Genomic DNA, 18,590 nt, shown 5'->3' on the forward strand with positions numbered 1-18,590 from the left:
CAACCCACCGTCGTTAGGGTGACGACCATCACAGCATTGAGGTCAAGGTCAGGAGATCCGGTGAGAAGTACACGCAACGTAGACGATCTGGTATCTGTCGTCGATCGAATTTCGGTCATCCTCGAATCCTTCAAAGGGGCAGGCCCTCTGACGCTTTCACAGATAACCCACAAGACCGGAATTCCTCGTTCGACCGCTCACCGACTTCTCGAGCAACTTGTAGAGGCGCAATGGGTTGCGCGAGAAGAGCACCGGTACGAATTCGGCACCAGATCATACGAAGTCGGACAATGGGCACTCAATCAGAACCGACTCCGTCATGGTGCTCTTCCCGTATTGAACCGACTGGCTCGCTCTTCCGGACTCACGGTGCATCTTGCAGTCCTGAACAAGGGTGACGCTCTGTATCTGGATCGCATCCCCGGTCGGAAGCCCCTGTCGCTTCCGACCAAGGTGGGAGCCCGGATCCCAGCGCACCTGACCGGCGTAGGCAAAGCCATATTGGCCAATCTCGAACCCGAACGAATGCACGACGCGACGGCGGGTCCGCTTCGTCAGTCGACGCCTTACAGCATCACCTCGCACGAGCGGCTCCACGAGGAACTCGAACGCGTCCGCGATCACGGCGTGGCGATGGATCGTGAAGAATCAGTGCCGGGGATCGGCTGTGTTGCAACATCAATCGGCCCCCGGGACCACCACTACGGCAATCGGGCAGCGATCTCGGTCTGTGGGCCCATCGAAGACATGAAGATGAATCAGCTTGTCGGCACGGTTCGCATCGCAGCTCGAAACATCTGGGACGCGTGCGTTGCGAATGACCTCAAATCAGGGGACCATCGCGAAGCTTCGTAACCCTAGGTCTTCGCATCCATTGGCGCACAGTCTATTCCTCCACGTATCGTGGCCGGCAGAAGTCGAACGATCTGCCGGCCACGCATCTTTCGTTGCAGCGCACACGCACTCCTACAATCAGTACCGGGCAGACGAGTGGAAGCCGGGAGTGGCGTCGACCCTTAACCGAGTCAACGACCGATAACTGATAAGCCACCGACCGCCTTCCTGGCGGTACTCCTCATGGTAATGACCGTACCCGTGCAAATGCTCTTCATGATCTCCGTTCGTCCACCACAGTTTGTCCTCCATCGCCCAGACACCGCGCGCAGTAGTGTTCGACGTCAATTCGATCTCTGGCGTATGCCCGTGATGAACTGATGCGATCTTGGTGGCGCCATCGAGCAGCGCACTGATCGTGCGCGCCAATCGTTCGTTACCCACAACGCGATTCGCAACACCGTCAGTCTGCGGCTGCCTGTCTATGGGCGCGCCTCCCCACGTCTCCGAGACAACGTCTTCAGTATGTAGAGTCGGATATATTTCCCATTGCTTGTTGTCCATGCAACGTAATCGGGCAGCAAAAGTATTCTTGATACTTTCGATGGCCAGGAGTTGTTCGCCCACGGTCAAAGTGATTTCGTTTCCCATTTCGCAAGGGTGCCAGCGCGCCTGCCTGCGGACAACGCCTTGTTCCGATGAACGGACAACTCACCACGGTGAAATGCTGTGCGACGGCGGCGGCAATCTGCGGCCCAGTTGCCGACTCGAAACGATAACCCACCAATGGGATTCACCCTGGCGAACACCCTCGAGAAGGTATTGCGTAGAGATTCAACATATTTGCAGTGAGGATACCGAACATGCAGAACGAGACAGTGGAATGCGACGTGCTGGTCGTGGGTTCCGGCGGCGGAGCGCTTACCGGAGCGTATACCGCTGCAGCACAGGGCTTGAAGACCATCGTTGTTGAGAAGACAGCTAGATTCGGCGGTACCTCCGCCTACTCGGGCGCAGCAATCTGGCTTGCTGGAACGTCTGTTCAGGAACGCGCCGGAATCGGTGATTCCCCCGAAAAGGCTCGCACCTATCTTCGCGCCCTCCTCGGAGACGACGAACTAGAACGCCAGGAGGCGTTTGTCGACACAGCCTCGAGGGTTGTCGAATTCCTGGAGAAGGATCCGAACATAGAGTTCGAGTGGCGGCCCTTTCCCGATTACTACAAGCGTCCTGGTCGTATGGACTCCGGTCGAGCAATCAATCCGATCGATCTGCCCAGCAGCGACATTGGAGAGCTCCGCCATCTGGTACGGCCGGAGCCCGGTGTCGACCGCGCCGGCGGGTCGCAGCCCGAGGAGACCTTGGTAGGCGGACGCGCTTTGATCGGCCGACTATTGCTTGCACTCGAGGCAACCGGACATGCGGATCTACGCAGCAACACCGCTGCCCAAAAGCTGATCGTCGATGATGGGCGCGTAGTCGGAATCGAAGCCACTGCCCCTGACGGCGCCATCATCCACATCAGAGCCAAACACGGTGTGCTGCTTGCCGCAGGTGGAATCGAAGGCAGCGACGAGATACGAGCAGCGCACAGCACTCCCGGGCGAGCACAGTGGAGCATGGGTCCACGCGGGGCCAATACCGGCGACCTCTTGACTGCTGCGGTCGCACTCGGCGCCGACACCGATCTGCTGGACGAGGCCTGGTGGTGCCCGGGTATCGAACTCCCCGATGGTAGAGGAGCTTTCCTGGTCGGTATCCGCGGCGGAATCGTTGTCGACGCGCATGGTGACCGCTACCTCAACGAGTCACTTCCCTACGATCAATTCGGCCGCGCGATGATCGCCCAGAACAAGTCGATACAGGCGATTCCGTCCTATTTGGTGTTCGATTCGAGAGAAGGGGAAGGCGTCCTTCCCGCGATTTCGGTTCCGTCCGTCAGTGCGGCCGATCACTTAGCCGCTGAAACCTGGGTACGAGCCGACACCATCGAAGCCCTCGCAGCAGCGATCAATGTGCCTGCAGCGAATCTGACTACAACCGTTGAGCGGTTCAATGACTTCGCAAAGCATGGAGTCGACGAAGACTTTGCGCGCGGCGAAGATCCGTACGACCTGTTCTTCTGCCCGCCGTCGAATTCGGGCGGCTCCCCCAACCCTGCGCTGCATGGGATTTCACAAGGACCGTTCTACGCCGCACGGATCGTTCTCAGCGATCTCGGCACAAAGGGCGGCCTCCGGACGGACGCCGACGCGCGTGTTCTTCGACCGGATGGCTCCGCCATCGACGGCCTCTACGCGGCTGGCAATACGGCAGCATCCCTGACCGGTCGACACTACCCCGGGCCCGGTATCCCACTCGGAACGGCAATGGTGTTTTCCTATCGGGCAATCGAACACATGATGAAGTAATCCACTGTGCACGAACAATTTTCAAAGGAGCTAGTGTGATCGATCCTCAGTATTACGGACCGTGGGCAGTTATCGCGGGCGGTTCCGAAGGCGTAGGCGCGAGTTTTGCCGACGAGCTCAGTAAGATCGGCGTCAATCTCGTACTCATTGCCCGCAAGCCGGATCCTCTCGAAGAAACTGCAGCAAAAGCACGCGCCAGCGGTGTCGAAGTACGCACTCTCGCACTCGATCTGCTTGTTCCGGACGCGCTCGACCAAATTCGTGTCCTCACCGACGACCTCGAGGTGGGCCTGCTCATCTTCAATGCCGGCGCAAACAGCTACGGGCATGAGTTTGTCACCGGCGACCTCGACGGATTCCGGGGCGTCATCGAACTGAATGTCAACAAGCAGCTCGAACTCTCGCATCATTTCGGCGGATTGATGAAAGATCGCGGACGCGGTGGCATCCTGCTGCTCGGTTCACTGTCGGGCTACATCGGCTCCGAGCAGTTGGGCATCTACGCTGCATCCAAGGCCTTCGGACGAATCTTCGCCGAAAGCCTGTGGCTGGAATTGGCTCCCTATGGCGTGCATGTTCTCGAGTTGATCCTCGGACTCACGAGGACCCCGGCGATGGTTCGCGCTGGACTGAATTTCGATCTGCCCGGAATGAAGGCCTCCGAGCCAGAAGATGTTGCGCGCGAGGGGCTAGAGCACCTCGCGGACGGTCCGATCTGGATTACAACAGGTAATCAGGAGTCGGCCGAGCGACAGAGCGGGTTCCCCCGTAACACTCTGGTCAAGGGTGCTGCCGATGCGATGCGCGCTCTGCTGAATCGCTCCTGATCCGCGCATACTCCACAGGGTGCACTCGCAGATCGTGAGTACACCCTGTGGGATTTGTCCGCGGACCGCATCGAGTCGCTCCGTCAGTGAAAATCAGTTGCTTACACCGGCTCCCAAAAGCGCACGAGCCTGCGGACTCCCGTCGAGAACGTGTCCGGTGCGGAGTTCGACCTGCCATACTCCGTCAACCTTGACCAGTTCCCAACGATTCGCGGTAATCCGAAGTACCTTGAATCCAGCTGGATTCTCGGGATCCTTGATCACAAGCTGTGAATGACAGGTCGCGACAGCGTTGTTGCCATCGATTCGAATATGCGCCGGCGTCATCATATGTGCGCTACCGTTCATGATCCAGTTCTGGTGAGCGGCACTGTGGACCATTGTGCGGATCTCGCCACGACCATGCATAGGGCCGGAATCGACGTGATAGACGCCATTTTCGAGCCACATACCTGCAACCACGTCGGCAGAGCCACTGTCCACGGCAGGACCGTACGTGGTGAGGAGTTCGGTGATAGCCAGCTTGTCCTCGAGAAGTTCCACACGGGCGCACAAGGATTCAATCAAATTGGTGGAGTCGTTCATATTCCGGCCCTTCGAATGAGAGATGTTTGAATCAGGAAGTAGTGAAATCGACACCCTCGGAGAGGGCAATACGGTGCAACTCATTGACTTGATCGCAGTAGTGCCCGACGTCCGTTGCATGAATCGAACTACTCGCGATGGTTGCGCCGGCATCTCGCACTCCGGCCAGAGCGCGGGACGTCGATTCGGAATCACCGAGTGGGTCGAGTGATGCCCCAGTGGACAGGACGACATCGAAACCGTCGGGGAGCGTCGTCACTGCAAGCATCTCTTCGAGTTCGGACAGCTGCAGCCCGAACGGTACCCAGCCGTCGCCGTGTGTTGTCGCGCGGCGCAACGACCGCTTCGTCCGCCCACCGATCCACCGTGGCACACGCGGCTGCAGCGCGTGCGGTTCCACGACAAACCCCGTGTAACTATAGAACTCGCCGTGAAACTCTGGACACGGGACTGATAGTGAAACACGAAGCGCAGCAAGAGAATCGTCCGCTCGGGAACCTCGGCTTTCGAAGGGTGCGCCGATGAGTTCGAATTCCTCCTCTAGTGATCCGACCCCGAGCCCCAGAACCAGGCGACCGTTGCTGACTCGATCGAGTGTCCCGTACCGCTTCGCGATCTCGAGTGGATGGTGATACCCGAGAACAAGCACCTGAGTCGCAAGACGGATGTTATCCGTTCGTGCTGCCAAGAAACCCAGTGTGGCGAGTGGATCCCAGTACGTTCCACCGCGTTCCAATGCAATCGCTTCGGGTACGGCGATGTGCTCGCTGCACGTGAGATGATGAAATCCGAGCCGATCAGCCGTCTCCGCGATCTGCGCGACCTCGTTGATTCCGGCACTCGACTCCCAGCCGGCTCGAGTATTCGGATGCTGAATCAGAACTGGTGTAACGATTCCCAGGTGCATCGGACAGTCATATCCGACTACCTGGAGTCGACGGAATTCGAATGACCGTCAGGCGGGAGGACTTTCACTTCCAGCACCGAGGTTCTCTCTGATCGGGAGGAGCGATGGTGCGCATCCGACTATGGTGGCACCGTTGGGAATATGACGACTGAACTGAGCTACGAGGACACTCTGAAAGAGCTGCAGACCGATCTCGGTGTGCTCCGGTACCACGAGGCCGGCGACGGTCCGCCGCTGGTGCTGCTGCACGGATCAGGTCCCGGAGTCACCGGGTGGCGCAACTACCGCGGCGTTCTCGCGGACTTCGCCGAGCACTTCCACTGCTACGTTCTCGAGTTCCCCGGCTTCGGCGTCAGCGACCCGGGCGACGGCCATCCGATGATGATGGCTCAGGCTTCGGTCAGCGCGTTCCTCGACGGACTCGGTCTCGGTCCCGTCCACCTGATCGGCAACTCCATGGGCGGCATTGTCGCCACCAAGGTCGCGATCGACGAACCGCACCGCGTCAGCAAGCTCGTCACCATCGGTGGCATGGGCAAGAACACCTTCTCGCCCGGCCCCGGTGAAGGCATCAAGCTCCTCATGGAATTCACCGACAACCCCACCCGCGAAGCCCTGATTCGTTGGCTGCAGTCGATGGTCTTCGACCCGGCCGTTGTCACCGAGCAGCTCATCGAAGAGCGTTGGGCGCTCGCCACCGAGCCGACGACCCTCGAGATCGCACGCCGGATGTACAGCAGCAAGGCCATGGCCGCTATGGGCGCCGCCGCTGCTGCGTCGACGGATGTTCCGTACTGGGCACAGTTGAACAAGATCAAGGCTCCGACACTGCTCACCTGGGGTCGCGATGACCGCGTCAGCCCCGTCGACATGGCGATTCTGCCGATGCGCGACATTCCCAACGGTGAAGTACACATCTTCCCCAGGTGCGGTCACTGGACGATGATCGAGGCCCGCGACGCCTGGGTCTCGGCCGTTCTGGCATTCCTTACCCGGACAGAAGCCGACCAATAGAGAAAAGTCAGGCGCTGATCTGACGCTTCGACGCCAAGGTACGTTCCAGGAACGCGATACTCAGATCAACGATCGTGCGCCCTTCGCGCAGCGCCTTGCCGATCACCGGGAAGGCATGGATCTGCCCACTCCAGATGTGGGTTTCGACGGTTTGCTCTGCCTTGATGAAGTTTTCGGTCATTATTTCGACGTCCGGGCGCATCAGTTCGTACTCGGCGCACACCAGAAACGAGGGCGCAAGCAACTTCGGATCGGCGTTGATCGGTGACTGCTCGCCGACAATGTTGTCCGGTCCGTTCAACCATCGATCCTTGAGTTTCTCGACCTGCGACATCGGCAGGTACGCATCGCGTTTCATGAAATCAGGATCGTGCTCTTCGAGGTCTACGTTGAGGAGCGGCGAGTACCCGACAACGGCGGCCGGGCGTGTGATTCCGCGCAGCGCTGCTATCTCGGCGACCTTCATTGCCAGGTAGCCGCCTGCCGAATCACCGGCAACCACAATCTTGTTCGGGTCTTCCGCGGTCTCGAGAAGTGCCGTGTACGCGGCCATGGCGTCAACCACGGACGTGCCGATCGACCCTTCGGGCAACTGCCGGTACCGAACGGAGATCACCGGGACGCCGGCTTTGGCGGACAGGAGGCCACACAGTGCTCGGTGGGTGGCAAGTCCGCAGAAGATGAATCCACCGCCGTGGAAGTAGAGAATGGTGGCTCCCTCGAGCGCGCCGGTAGCGCGGCGCGGGTGCGTGACCTTCTCGCAGGAAACCCCGCCCATCGTCAGCGGTTCGATGTCGAGATTCTTGGGCTTGGGCAGGCGGTCGGCAAGTGCGTCGAGCTTTTCGAGTTGCCGGATCCCGCGGTCACTGGTCGGCCAGTAGGTGAATGCGGGCTTCACAAATGTCCTGGTCACAGCAAAGATGAACCGTGCGCGCGGGCTCACGTTCCAGTGCCATACCGTCGAATCTCGCGTCCGCATAGCGTCCTCCCAGGTCAAGGCATTTTGTGTATCCGAGTTACACATACCTTGACTGAACGATAACCGACGCAATTTCGACAGGACAGGCTGGCGCCCGAACTCAGTATCCGAGCTCTTCGAGCCGTCGCAGAATTTCCTCCACTATCTCGACTGGACTACCACCGACGTCGATGATGATCGCCTGTTCATCCGGGTCGATCGGCTCGAGCGTGGAGATCTGCGAGTCCAGCAGTGACGGCGGCATGTAGTGGTCGAGGCGCGCAGTCAGCCGCTGGCCGATCTGATCGCGCGAACCGGCAAGATGAATGAACACGACGTTCTCACCCCGCAGTATGTCGCGGTAACTGCGTTTGAGTGCCGAGCACGTGACGATGCCCGGCTGCCCTGCATCGGTATGTTGCGTGATCCACTGCGCGATCTTGTCCAACCACGGCCAACGGTCGTCGTCGTTCAACGGATGCCCGGTAGCCATCTTCTCGATGTTGGCCTGCGGGTGCAGATCGTCGCCCTCTTGGAGATCCCAGCCCATCGCGCCGGCAATCATTCCGCCGACAGTCGATTTGCCGGAGCCCGATACACCCATCACGACAAGCACGGGATTCTTCTGTGCTGCTTTCTCAGTCATGCCCAACCCCTAGATAATTGCGCTCAGGACAAGGACACCGGCAAGTCCGGACACCGAGATAATGCACTCCATCACCGTCCACGTCTTGAGGTTCTGCACAACGGTGACGCCGAGGTATTCCTTGACCAACCAGAATCCTGCGTCGTTGACGTGAGAAAGGAAGAGCGAACCCGCGCCGATTGCCAGCACCATCAACGAAACGTGAGTCGAAGAGAGCTCGGCGGCAACAGGAGCCAGGATCCCGGAAGCCGTGACTGTCGCCACGGTTGCCGAACCTGTTGCGACGCGGATCAATACAGCGACCAGCCACGCGAGGAAGAGCACCGGCAAGCTGCTGCCCTTGATCGCGTCGGCAATCACGTCAGCGATACCGGTGTCGATAAGCACCTGCTTGAAACCACCACCGGCGCCGACGATCAGCAAGATGCCGGCAATCGGCGGCAGTGAACTCTCGAGTGACTTCGAAATGGCCTTGCGATCCATTCCGCCGCCGCGTCCGAGCAGCACCATGCCGACCAGAACTGCGAGTCCCAAAGCGACAACCGGGGTTCCGAGGAAGTCCAGTACCGATTTGGGGAGCGATTCGGAATCAGGGGCGATGACCTCGGCCAGAGCTTTGCCGAGCATGAGCACCACGGGAAGCATGATCGAGGCAAGAGTGGCCGCAAAACTGGGGCGCTGCACCTTCTCCTCTTCGCCCCGATCCTCGCCTGTGACAAAGAGATCGGGAACTTTGACATCTACCCAGCGGGCAGCGATCTTGCCGAAGACCGGGCCGGCCAGGATCACCGTCGGGATGGCAACGAGTACACCAAGCGCCAATGTCAGACCGAGGTTGGCGTTCAACGCGGAAACGGCGACCAGCGGTCCGGGGTGCGGCGGAACCAAACCGTGCATCGCAGACAGACCCGCGAGGGTGGGAATCGCGATACGAATCAAGGACTGCCCGGACCGCCTGGCCACCAGAATGATGACGGGCATCAACAGGACGAGGCCGATCTCGAAGAACATCGGCAGACCGATGACGGCGCCAACCAGAGCCATCGTCCACGGCAGCGCCCGGTCACTGGATCGACTGACGAGGGTGTCCACTATTCGATCAGCACCGCCGGAGTCGGCCAGCAGTTTGCCGAACATGGCACCGAAGCCGATGAGAATGCCGACGCCGCCCATCGTCGAGCCGAACCCTGTCGCGAAGGCCGCAACGGACTCAGCCGATCCGAGTCCGGCAGCCAATCCGACGCCTACCGCTCCGATCGACAGAGCAAGAAAGGGGTGCAGATCGAGCCAGGTAATGAGCGCGATGATCACGGCGACGCCCGCAACGGCGGCGATGATCAGTCGAGCATCGCTTCCAGCCGGGACGACCTCGGCTGCCAGCAGTGCTGTGGTGTTCATAGGGACTCCAGTCCAACGAGTGATGGAGGTCACTGTTCCTCAATTAACCTACAATTTCAAGACCAGACACTAATTTGTAGTATTTATCGGACTTTCATCGGGCTTAATCCATACACATGGGACGATCTACGCATGGCCTCACTCCCGTTTCAGCAACTGCATGACTCGATGCTGGAACAACTGGGTCAGGACATCGTCAGTGGTGCCCTCGCGCCGGGCACCACGATCTCCGCGGATGAAGTCGCAACCCGCTACGACGTGTCCCGCACAGTCATCCGGGAAGTCGTGCGAGTACTCGAATCACTCGGCCTCGCATCGGTGCGTCGACGCGTCGGAATCACGATCCTCGGATCGGAGCATTGGAACGCGCTCGATCCCACTGTCATCCGCTGGCAATTGGCCGGCCCCGGTCGGTTCGAGCAACTGTCGATCCTCAGCGAACTACGCTCGGGAATCGAACCTCTGGCCGCTCGCTTGGCCGCGACCCGGGCCACCCCGCAGCAGTGCGGCGCGCTCACTGCGGCTGTGATCGGAATGTCAGCTACCTCACGGGCTGCAGACACCGACGCCTATCTGGGGCATGATTCGGACTTTCATCGCACACTGCTCGCAGCGTCCGGAAACCCGATGCTGCGTGCGATGTCACAGATCGTCGTGGAGATCCTCGAGGGCCGAACCCGCCATGCCCTGATGCCCCACGAAGCTGATCCGGAAGCCATTCACCTGCACGGAGTGGTCGCGTCGGCAATCCAGTCCGGTGACGCCGACGCCGCCGAAGCCGCGATGCGGTCGATAGTCGCGGAGTCCGCCGACGCCGTCGAAACCATGCGCACATCCGCGCCGCCGAGCACGCCGTAAGTAAGCCGAGCCACAGACTCTGCTGATTTGCTCCGCAACCGCTCCGCAAGTGGAACGCTTGGAACCATGACATCACTCGCTACGCCCGAGAGCGCACTCTGATGGCCCGCCCGGTACGCGTCGTTGTACTCGGCGCAGGATCCTGGGGAACCACGGTTGCCGGACTGGCCGCCCGCAACACCCCTACCTTGTTGTGGGCACGCAGTGCGGACACCGCTGACGAGATCAACTCCCAGCGCACCAACAGCAGGTACCTCGGTGAACGCAGGCTTCCGAAAGGGTTGAAATCGACATCCGACCTGGTTCAGGCAGCGCGCGAGGCCGACGTTCTGGTCTGCGGCGTTCCGTCGCATGCCGTTCGTTCCACACTTGCCGAGATCTCCAACGAGGTTCGCGCGTGGGTACCGATCCTGTCGCTCGCGAAGGGTCTCGAACCCGGTACGCGTCAGCGACCCACCGAGGTGATCGCCGAGTGCCTGCCCGGACACCCTGTCGGGCTTCTCGCCGGACCCAACATCGCCAAGGAGATTGTCGACGGCATGGCCGCCGCCTCCGTCGTCGCGACGCAGGACGACCGCGTTGCCGCAGCACTGCAGCCACTCTTTGCGTCGTCGGTGTTCCGCGTCTATCGCAACACCGACGTCCTGGGATGTGAACTCGGCGGCGTCCTCAAGAACATCGTCGCGATTGCGTCCGGAATGGCCGACGGTCTGGGCGTCGGCGACAACACCCGCGCCATGGTGTTGGCTCGTGGGCTCGCGGAGATGACCCGGATGGGCGAAGCGATGGGCGCCAATCCACGAACCTTTGCCGGCTTGACCGGCGTCGGCGATCTGATTGCCACCTGCATGGCTCCCACCTCCCGCAACCGCCGGGTGGGCGAAGCACTGGCGCAGGGGCTGACAGTCGAGGAAGCCGTCGAGAAGCTGGGTCAAGTTGCCGAGGGCGTGAAAACCGCTCCGACGGTCATGGCTCTGGCCCGCGAGTACGGCGTGGACATGCCGATCGCGGCGGAGGTCGAGGCGGTCATCGCCGGCCGTCAAAGCGCCAACGACGCTTACCGAGGTTTGCAGAGGGTGGCTGCAGGCGACGAGGAAGACATCGCGTGATCAATATCTACAGGTATCTAGCCCATTAGCTAGATACTTGTAGATAGATCAATCGATACTCAAGCAATCACTGGACGCAGGATCCACCAACCGCCGACAGCCAGCACTCCCACGTTCACCACGAAGAACAACGTGACCCACACGATCGCGGGTATCGGCGAGAGTCTGGCCAGTTGATCCGCATCGGAATCCGGCGCACCGCCGCGGCGGCTCCGCTGACGCTGCAGTTCGACGACCGGGCGGGGTCCGGCAAACAGCAGGAAGAGCGTCAAGAAGTATGCGGCAGCCACTTGCAGTTCCGCCGATCCCCACCAGACGAGAGCAAACAGCGCCGCCCCCACAACGGCAAGCGAGAACACTCCGTACAGATTGCGGATCAATACCATCATCACCGCAACAACAAACAGTCCGATCCACAACACCAACACCGCCCGTTGCGCACCCAACAACGCGGCCGCTCCCAGTCCGAGAATCGACGGACCCACATAGCCCGCGAACGTCATCACGATGACGCCGAATCCCGTCGGTTTACCCGAAGAGATGGCAACCCCCGACGTATCCGAGTGCAGCCGAAGACCTTTCAACCGTCGGCCGACCAGGACAGCAACAATGAGATGAGCGCCCTCGTGCGCGATGGTCACGACGTTACGGGCAACCTGCCACAGGTGTGGTTCGAGGACGATCACCACGGCGACAAGCGCTGCCAGCGGAACTACCCAGGCTTGCGGAGCAGGGCTGATCGCCGTAACCCGATCCCACGCGGTCTCGAGCGCGTTCACTCTGCCTGCCCACGCAAGTAGCGGCCGAAGTGCGGCACCGTGAATCCGATCGAGCCTCGCTCCGCGGAGTAGATCAGTCCCTTCTTGATCAGGCCGTCACGCGCCGGCGACAACGACGCGGGCTTGCGTCCGAGTTCAACCGCGATCGCTGCCGTCGCCACCGGCCCGTCGTCACCGGACAGGTCTGCCATGGCTCGCATGTACTCCCGCTCTGCCGGAGTTGCTCTCTCATACCGTGATCCGAAGAACCCGACTGCCAATTCCTCCTCGGCCGTCGGAGCACCTACCCGCACATCGTCTTTCGTGATCGGACTCGACGCGGCCACATCCCACGTGGCTTTTCCGTAAGCCTGAACAAAATAGGGGTAGCCGTCCGCCGCGTCGTACAGAGCGTCGAGCGCTGCGTCCGTGAATTCGACATCCTCACGTGCGGCGGGTGCGATCAACGCCTGGTCTGCCGCATCACGTTCGAGTCGATCGATCCGGTGGTAGCTGAACAGCCGCTCCGAATAGCTTTTCGACGCCGACAACACTGCAGGCAGGTGCGGAAGACCCGCTCCCACGACGATCAAAGGTGCTGCGTCCTGACTCAATTCGTGGCAGGCACCACAGATCGCCGATACGTCCGCCGCACCGAGGTCCTGCATCTCGTCGATGAAAATCGCGATACCGACACCGACGTCCCGCGCCAGCGACGACGCATCCATCAGCAATTCGACCAAGTCGATTTCGATATCGCCACTGTCGGCCCGCCCTTTGAGCGCCGGCGCATCAATACCTGGTTGCCACCGCTCACGCATCCCCTTGTCTGCCGTCGCCCGGAGCGCAAACGATTTCAGAACACCGAGAAACTGCTCGACCCGCTCAGGATCGCGATGCGAGACCGCAATCTCCCGGACGGCCATGTGCAGGGCCGACGACAGTGGGCGTCGTAGGTCTTGGTCGGGGCGAGCCTCGATCTTGCCCGTCCCCCAACTCTTCGAGATGGCCGCCGACCTGAGCTGGTTCAGCAGCACGGTCTTTCCCACACCGCGGAGCCCGGTCAGGACAACACTGCGCTCGGGTCGACCGCGCGCGATGCGCTCGAGCACGACGTCGAACGCGTCTATCTGCTTGTCTCGACCGGCCAGTTCCGGCGGCCGTTGGCCGGCGCCAGGGGCATATGGATTGCGTACGGGGTCCATGCCCATCGACGGTACAAGTCAGCTAGCCGAATATGCCGTCATCTAGGGCGTGTCCTAGAGAGAACTAGTAAGCGCAATATCGACTGGATGCAAAGGTAGTCAGATGACCCCACATGTGGAATCGATCCTGGAAGGGCCGCGAGGTCGACGTTTGTGCCTCGAACCTGCCAGGGAGTTGGAACCGGACATTGCCAGCGCAATCTTCCGGCTCGCCCACGGTGTCGAGAAAACAAGTGAGGGGATTCTCGTTCCCGCGCCATGGGTGGACGACGCCGAACCCTTCCCCGCTTCCATGCTGGAGCACCTCTCCGCGGACCTTGCGTCGCTCGATCTGTCCGGCCTCGACACCACGCAGACAGTGACCGCTCTGGGACGATCGGTGAACTCTGCCATGTACTGGCAGGAGCCGGACGGTGCTGACGTGCTCGCGGGCCACCCGATCATCCGATCAGCCCTCGCCTACATTGCCGAGCGAATTGCGACGTCCCCGATCATGGAGTGGTTCACGGAGTCTCGCCGGACCGAGCAGTGGGCCATCGACTGGCGATCGGCCAATGCCTGGCCACCACTGCCGAAACATCCGCGACAAACCCTGCGCCAGTGGGCAATCGAGGAACGCGCCGAAGAAGAACGCGCCGCGCGGGAACGCCCACGCGACCCCAACGCCAGTTGGGGCGGAACATGGTGGTCAATCCCCCTCGGACTTGTCAAGACTATCGGTCGACTTCCTGCTGGGTTGGGCCTCGAGGAAGACGGCTACGGGTGGAAGCAAGCGACCGCGATCCCGGTCCGCGGGGCCGGGCGGACGTTCGAGGTTCGTTCGGCCGAGGACTGGATCCTGCTGTGCCGTGAGTTTCCGCTCGAGGTCACCGCGTCCCGCCGACATGTGTGGTTTCAGGCGACCGGCCGCGACGGCCGGTGGGTCATCCCCGATTGGGAGCGTGTCGCGAATGAGTGGGACGCCGTGCACCTCACGCTTTTAGGCTATCTCAGTAGCGCGACGCGGGTCCTGCACGTCGACACCGAGACCGCTTCGGTCATTGGCGGATGGGACCCCGACACCACCATCTGGCTCACGGATGTCGCACGCGAATGGGATGGCCCGCGACAGGATTGGCACCTCGACGGAGGCAGCGACACTTGGATTTTGACGCTATAGGCGCTTTCTGCCGGGATCTGGGTACTGCGAGAGCACTTTATTCCGATACGCGCGGAACTCGTCGAAGCTCCCGGTGAGGGCCTGTAAAAGTTCGGCGGGGCTCTCCACCCAAGCCGCGTCGTCGAGTTCCGGAAGGTCTTCAGGCGCGTGGTTGCGCTGCGGCACAAGAAACGTCGGATCACCAGAGGGGTTGACGATCATGAAACCGGCAGCGACACACAGCTCGTAGATGAACTCGCACTCTGCACCGGTAAGGCTGGCATGAAAGATACCGCCACTCAAAGGATCACTCTGGTCCAGTGGGTCGAGGTACAGGTCAGAGAAACGATCGTCGAAGCTCAGAGGCTTGCCGTCGAGATCGAAGATCTCTCCTCCGTACCGGCCCGCAACGAGTTGCAGGCCACGCCGTTCGAGGAAGTCGGCGACGCCGCCGCGGTCGGCATCAACCTGCTCGTCCTGCTTGATGCGCATGAAGGTCAACGAGAAGCCCATGTCGGCACACTAACCCGAACGCGCCGACTAACCGGCGCATTCGATCACGACCTGGACCGCGCCTTTGTCGGTGCCGATATGGCTGAGCCAGTACCCCCCGACATCCATTCGGTGAGCAGGGTTTGCCACGACCCGCAGTGGCAGCGCAGGTAGGTGACAGTCCCTTCGCTGGTCCGATGACGCGATTCGATTTCCCACCGGTGGATGCACCTGACGCTGGCAAGTTCTGTTTTCTTCATACGACAACCATGATGTAATGCCATTATGCATCTCAACCCTTACGGCGAATATGCAGTGACTTTGGCCGCCGACCTGGCCAATCGCCATCCCCAGAACCTGAATGAACTCGTCGAACGTTGCGTCGAGGCGGGCATCATTCTCGATTTCCCCATCGCCGAGAAAGACCTCGGAGAGACGCTCGACCTCCTGATCGAATGGTCGAAAATCGTCGACGTCACAGATGAGAATGCCCGTGCCGAACTGGTGAACGTCATGTTGGAGCAAGCGTCGGCCTACCCGCGCATGACCAATCACGCGGGCGATGGCTGGCATCTGCACTACCGCGATCCACAGCAGTCGCTTGCCGAGGTCCTGAAAGCCTTGTTTTCAGTTGGGACGGCACTACACCTCGTGGGCCGCGGAATGCATCGTCTGGGCCGATGTTCCCTCGAGGAGTGCACCAACATCTATGCGGACACCTCACGCAACGGCAGACAACGGTACTGCTCCCCGACCTGTTCAAATCGAGACGCGGTACGACGCCATCGCGCGCGAACCTGAACTCGCTACGAGGTGGGCACGACTACATCTATGCCCGAGCCGCCTTGGAAGTCGAAGCTCCCGAGATTGGCGCCGAGGCTCTCGCTGTTGCTACCGGTGTTGACGGCACTGCCGTTACCGCTACCCGAATCACTACTTCCGGCGGAGATCCGCTCCCAGGCCTCGATGAGATCGTTCACACTCTCGAACCCGAGACCTTCCAACGAGCCTGAAACACTTCCCGTTCCGAGCCCTTCGAAGAATCCGCCGACAACCACAACTTCGGGCAAGCTTATTGCCGGAAGCGTCGTGATCGGCGGAATGAGACTCGGAATGAACACGCAGGCACCGACAACCGCGTAAACCCCGGTGGGAATATCGGTGACAGTCTTGGTCAGCTCTCGCTGCGGAAGGACTCCGAACAGATCACCGATGTTCGTAACCTGTGGATAGACAAGGACACCGGGATCGAGCAACGACGCCGGGTCACTGATGACGGCGGGCAGATTCCTGATATCGACAATCGCCGGTGTGCAGTTGATCAGGCTCAGTCGCGGATTCGGATTCTTGATAGTGAACGTAATGTTGTTGCCCGACACACTCACCGCGAGCGGGGGTGGCAATACAACCCGTTCTGCCGACGCAGCAGCCGGCGTCAGAAATGCCATTCCGATCGCCGCAGCGGACGCCAGTGCAATTCCGCTGAGAATTCTGGTGAATCCACGTGTGGCCATAACCTTCTCCGCTCAGCTGCCGAACAGTCCTGTGAGACTACCGGTATTGATGCCGCCGAGGGGACCGCCGATGATAACCACGGCGGGAGTTCCGATTGTCGGGGTGAGTCCACTTCCGTCGCGGAAGTCGACGCATCCGCCGACAACGGCGTACGTACCGTCGGGAAGATCAGGTGCAGTCTTGGTAACGGTCGAGCCCACTCCGACTCCGAAAAGCGTGGATGGATCCGAAACATCCGGATAAACAACAACATTCGGATCGAGTAGTTTGCCGGGCTCCTGGGCAACAGCCGCCGCGTCCGCCGCGTTCAGGACAAATACCTGGCACCACGAGGTGATCGTCGTGTTGGTATTGCGCACCGTCAGCGTCAGGTCGTTACCGTCAACCGAGTACGACACCTCGGGAGCCGTCGTTGCTGCCGACGCGACTGCCGGGTTGATCAGCACCCCGACACCGAGCGCTGCCGCTGCTACAGCGACGGTCCCGACTACACGACGAACTGCACTTCGGCGCTGAATCAGCATTGACATCCCTCTCGATCACGTTCGACGGCAACCAGCAAAGGGTAGAACCACCCATCCTGCCGGGTCGTTCGAACCGCCGGAGTCGCATGGACCGAAGGCAGATCAAGGACCAATGTCCCGCATGCGGTTACACCCGAGTCGCCACTGCGCCGCGAACCAGACCACGACGCTCGAGGATGGGACGAACTCCCTCACCGAACTGGTAGGTCTCCTCGAGATGTGGATAGCCCGACAAGATGAAGTGGTCCAACCCGATTGCCGCGTATTCCGCAATTCTGTCGGCAACTTCCTCGTGCGAACCGACCAGAGCGGTACCCGCACCACCGCGCACCAATCCGACTCCCGTCCACAGGTTGGGCGCAATTTCCAGTGAACGCGCACCGATGCCTTCCCGGTATGCGGATCCACCGCCATGCAGTTCGTTCATCAGGCGCTGGCCCTCCGAATTCGACCGGGCGAGGTTCGCCTGCGCACGCTCCACCGTCGCCGGATCCAGAGCGCCGAGCAGACGATCAGCCTCGGCCCAGGCTTCTTCGGCCGTGTCACGACTGATGACATGCAAACGAATTCCGTAATCGAGCCGCCGCCCCTGGATCTCCGCCAAGTCCCTGATCCACGCGATTTTCGCGGCAACAGCAGATGGTGTTTCACCCCAGGTGAGGTAGGTATCGGCAAAGCGCGAAGCGACGGTTCCCGCAGCGGGCGACGATCCGCCGAAGAAGACGGGCGGAACCGGGTCCGGAAGGCGATGCAGCTCAGCATTTTCCACGCTGACGTACTCGCCGGAGAAATCGACCGGACCGTTGCCTGCCCACAGTTGACGGACGACGTCGAGGTACTCGCCGCAACGCGCGTAACGCTGATTCTTGTCCAGGAAGTCGCCGAACGTCCGCTGCTCGTAGTCCTCGCCGCCGGTCACGACGTTCAGGAGCAACCGTCCACCTGATTGCCACTGAAATGTTGCTGCCATCTGAGCTGCCAACGTCGGACTCGTCAGGCCGGGCCGCAGAGCGACAAGGAATTTCAGGGTTTCGGTGGTGTCGATCATCATCGCCGTCGTCAGCCAGGCATCCTCGCACCAGGCTCCCGTGGGAGTGAGGACTGCTTCGAAGCCGTTGGCCTCGGCTGCGGCGCCGATCTGATTGAGGTACTTCAGTGTGGCCGGTCGATCTCCGGACATGCCACTGCCGTGGCCACCGGCCATCAGATTCCGGGAATCGCCATAGGTGGGCAGGTACCAGTGGAAGCGCAAGGACATGGCAGTTCCTTCGGATCGACAACAACAAACAGGGGCAAAGACTCCATTAGACCGTTCGAGCGCGCCCGGCAACAGGGTTGAAATCGCGATGATTCTTACCGTCAGCCACCGCACATATACAGATATTCGTTAATCTTGTGAATTTTCTAGATA

The 18,590-nt window shown here is 60.7% G+C and carries 20 protein-coding genes; 8 read left to right on the forward strand and 12 right to left on the reverse strand.

The annotated features are described in order from the left end of the window. Positions 1-60: 60 nt before the first annotated feature. Positions 61-855 (forward strand): IclR family transcriptional regulator, encoded by a 795-nt coding sequence (locus tag C7T36_RS10780; RefSeq protein ID WP_045065259.1) that lies wholly within the window; start codon positions 61-63, stop codon positions 853-855. Positions 856-972: 117 nt separating this feature from the next. On the opposite strand, the gene C7T36_RS10785 is transcribed toward C7T36_RS10780, so the two are convergent. Continuing rightward, positions 973-1,485 carry a nuclear transport factor 2 family protein gene (locus tag C7T36_RS10785; protein ID WP_045065263.1) on the reverse strand — a complete coding sequence of 171 codons (513 nt, stop codon included), beginning with the start codon at positions 1,483-1,485 and terminating at the stop codon, positions 973-975. A 212-nt stretch (positions 1,486-1,697) separates the two neighbouring features. Between C7T36_RS10785 and C7T36_RS10790 the strand changes: the two genes are divergently transcribed. Together C7T36_RS10790 and C7T36_RS10795 are read left to right on the forward strand one after the other, a co-directional pair. Then, on the forward strand, positions 1,698-3,245 hold the full coding sequence (locus tag C7T36_RS10790; RefSeq protein WP_045065266.1) for an FAD-dependent oxidoreductase: 1,548 nt from the start codon (positions 1,698-1,700) through the stop codon (positions 3,243-3,245). A gap of 35 nt (positions 3,246-3,280) precedes the next feature. Then, the gene (locus tag C7T36_RS10795; protein ID WP_045065268.1) at positions 3,281-4,072 is read left to right on the forward strand and encodes an SDR family oxidoreductase; all 792 of its coding nucleotides are present in this window, start codon (positions 3,281-3,283) and stop codon (positions 4,070-4,072) included. Positions 4,073-4,165: 93 nt separating this feature from the next. Here the strand turns inward: C7T36_RS10795 and C7T36_RS10800 are convergent, their stop codons facing one another. Further along, positions 4,166-4,657, reverse strand: a complete 492-nt coding sequence (locus C7T36_RS10800) for a nuclear transport factor 2 family protein (protein WP_045065271.1) — start codon at positions 4,655-4,657, stop codon at positions 4,166-4,168. A gap of 31 nt (positions 4,658-4,688) precedes the next feature. Next, the gene (locus C7T36_RS10805) at positions 4,689-5,564 is read right to left on the reverse strand and encodes an LLM class F420-dependent oxidoreductase (RefSeq protein WP_045065274.1); all 876 of its coding nucleotides are present in this window, start codon (positions 5,562-5,564) and stop codon (positions 4,689-4,691) included. A 141-nt stretch (positions 5,565-5,705) separates the two neighbouring features. Between C7T36_RS10805 and C7T36_RS10810 the strand changes: the two genes are divergently transcribed. Then, positions 5,706-6,578: an alpha/beta fold hydrolase gene (locus C7T36_RS10810; RefSeq protein ID WP_045065276.1), complete on the forward strand. Its 873-nt coding sequence runs from the start codon at positions 5,706-5,708 to the stop codon at positions 6,576-6,578. Between the two features lie 7 nt (positions 6,579-6,585). Here the strand turns inward: C7T36_RS10810 and C7T36_RS10815 are convergent, their stop codons facing one another. The 3 genes from C7T36_RS10815 to C7T36_RS10825 all read right to left on the reverse strand — a co-directional run bounded on the left by C7T36_RS10815 (position 6,586) and on the right by C7T36_RS10825 (position 9,580). Next, positions 6,586-7,557, reverse strand: a complete 972-nt coding sequence (locus C7T36_RS10815) for an alpha/beta hydrolase (RefSeq protein WP_045065280.1) — start codon at positions 7,555-7,557, stop codon at positions 6,586-6,588. Positions 7,558-7,657: 100 nt separating this feature from the next. Next, positions 7,658-8,182, reverse strand: a complete 525-nt coding sequence (locus tag C7T36_RS10820; RefSeq protein ID WP_045065282.1) for a gluconokinase — start codon at positions 8,180-8,182, stop codon at positions 7,658-7,660. A gap of 9 nt (positions 8,183-8,191) precedes the next feature. Continuing rightward, a complete protein-coding gene (locus tag C7T36_RS10825) occupies positions 8,192-9,580 on the reverse strand; it encodes a GntP family permease (RefSeq protein ID WP_033233479.1) in 1,389 nt (462 codons plus the stop codon). A 132-nt stretch (positions 9,581-9,712) separates the two neighbouring features. Here C7T36_RS10825 and C7T36_RS10830 point away from each other — a divergent pair, with 132 nt between their 5' ends. Together C7T36_RS10830 and C7T36_RS10835 are read left to right on the forward strand one after the other, a co-directional pair. Beyond that, entirely contained in the window at positions 9,713-10,438 is a 726-nt protein-coding gene (locus C7T36_RS10830) for a FadR/GntR family transcriptional regulator (RefSeq protein WP_045065284.1), read from the forward strand. Between the two features lie 101 nt (positions 10,439-10,539). Then, the gene (locus C7T36_RS10835) at positions 10,540-11,547 is read left to right on the forward strand and encodes an NAD(P)H-dependent glycerol-3-phosphate dehydrogenase (protein ID WP_033233483.1); all 1,008 of its coding nucleotides are present in this window, start codon (positions 10,540-10,542) and stop codon (positions 11,545-11,547) included. Positions 11,548-11,606: 59 nt separating this feature from the next. On the opposite strand, the gene C7T36_RS10840 is transcribed toward C7T36_RS10835, so the two are convergent. Further along, the gene (locus tag C7T36_RS10840) at positions 11,607-12,326 is read right to left on the reverse strand and encodes a M50 family metallopeptidase (protein WP_045065287.1); all 720 of its coding nucleotides are present in this window, start codon (positions 12,324-12,326) and stop codon (positions 11,607-11,609) included. After that, positions 12,323-13,510, reverse strand: coding sequence for an ATP-binding protein (locus C7T36_RS10845; protein ID WP_033233842.1), 1,188 nt, complete (start codon positions 13,508-13,510; stop codon positions 12,323-12,325). The genes C7T36_RS10840 and C7T36_RS10845 overlap by 4 nt, the downstream gene beginning before the upstream one ends. A gap of 103 nt (positions 13,511-13,613) precedes the next feature. On the opposite strand from C7T36_RS10845, the gene C7T36_RS10850 reads away from it, so the two are divergent. Further along, the gene (locus tag C7T36_RS10850; RefSeq protein WP_045065289.1) at positions 13,614-14,669 is read left to right on the forward strand and encodes a hypothetical protein; all 1,056 of its coding nucleotides are present in this window, start codon (positions 13,614-13,616) and stop codon (positions 14,667-14,669) included. Here C7T36_RS10850 and C7T36_RS10855 read toward each other — a convergent pair. After that, positions 14,664-15,161, reverse strand: coding sequence for a hypothetical protein (locus tag C7T36_RS10855; protein WP_045065290.1), 498 nt, complete (start codon positions 15,159-15,161; stop codon positions 14,664-14,666). The genes C7T36_RS10850 and C7T36_RS10855 overlap by 6 nt on opposite strands. Before the next feature lie 264 nt (positions 15,162-15,425). Between C7T36_RS10855 and C7T36_RS10860 the strand changes: the two genes are divergently transcribed. Further along, a complete protein-coding gene (locus C7T36_RS10860; protein WP_033233491.1) occupies positions 15,426-15,941 on the forward strand; it encodes a CGNR zinc finger domain-containing protein in 516 nt (171 codons plus the stop codon). A gap of 5 nt (positions 15,942-15,946) precedes the next feature. Here C7T36_RS10860 and C7T36_RS10865 read toward each other — a convergent pair whose 3' ends face one another. The 3 genes from C7T36_RS10865 to C7T36_RS10875 all read right to left on the reverse strand — a co-directional run bounded on the left by C7T36_RS10865 (position 15,947) and on the right by C7T36_RS10875 (position 18,437). Further along, on the reverse strand, positions 15,947-16,654 hold the full coding sequence (locus tag C7T36_RS10865) for a hypothetical protein (protein WP_052683387.1): 708 nt from the start codon (positions 16,652-16,654) through the stop codon (positions 15,947-15,949). 12 nt (positions 16,655-16,666) lie between these two features. Continuing rightward, positions 16,667-17,179, reverse strand: a complete 513-nt coding sequence (locus tag C7T36_RS10870) for a hypothetical protein (RefSeq protein ID WP_045065291.1) — start codon at positions 17,177-17,179, stop codon at positions 16,667-16,669. A gap of 127 nt (positions 17,180-17,306) precedes the next feature. Further along, positions 17,307-18,437, reverse strand: a complete 1,131-nt coding sequence (locus C7T36_RS10875) for an LLM class flavin-dependent oxidoreductase (protein WP_033233493.1) — start codon at positions 18,435-18,437, stop codon at positions 17,307-17,309. Between the last annotated feature and the right edge of the window lie 153 nt (positions 18,438-18,590).

This window comes from Rhodococcus sp. AD45-ID, from assembly GCF_003023755.1.
Classification (GTDB): Bacteria; Actinomycetota; Actinomycetes; order Mycobacteriales; family Mycobacteriaceae; genus Rhodococcus_F; species Rhodococcus_F globerula.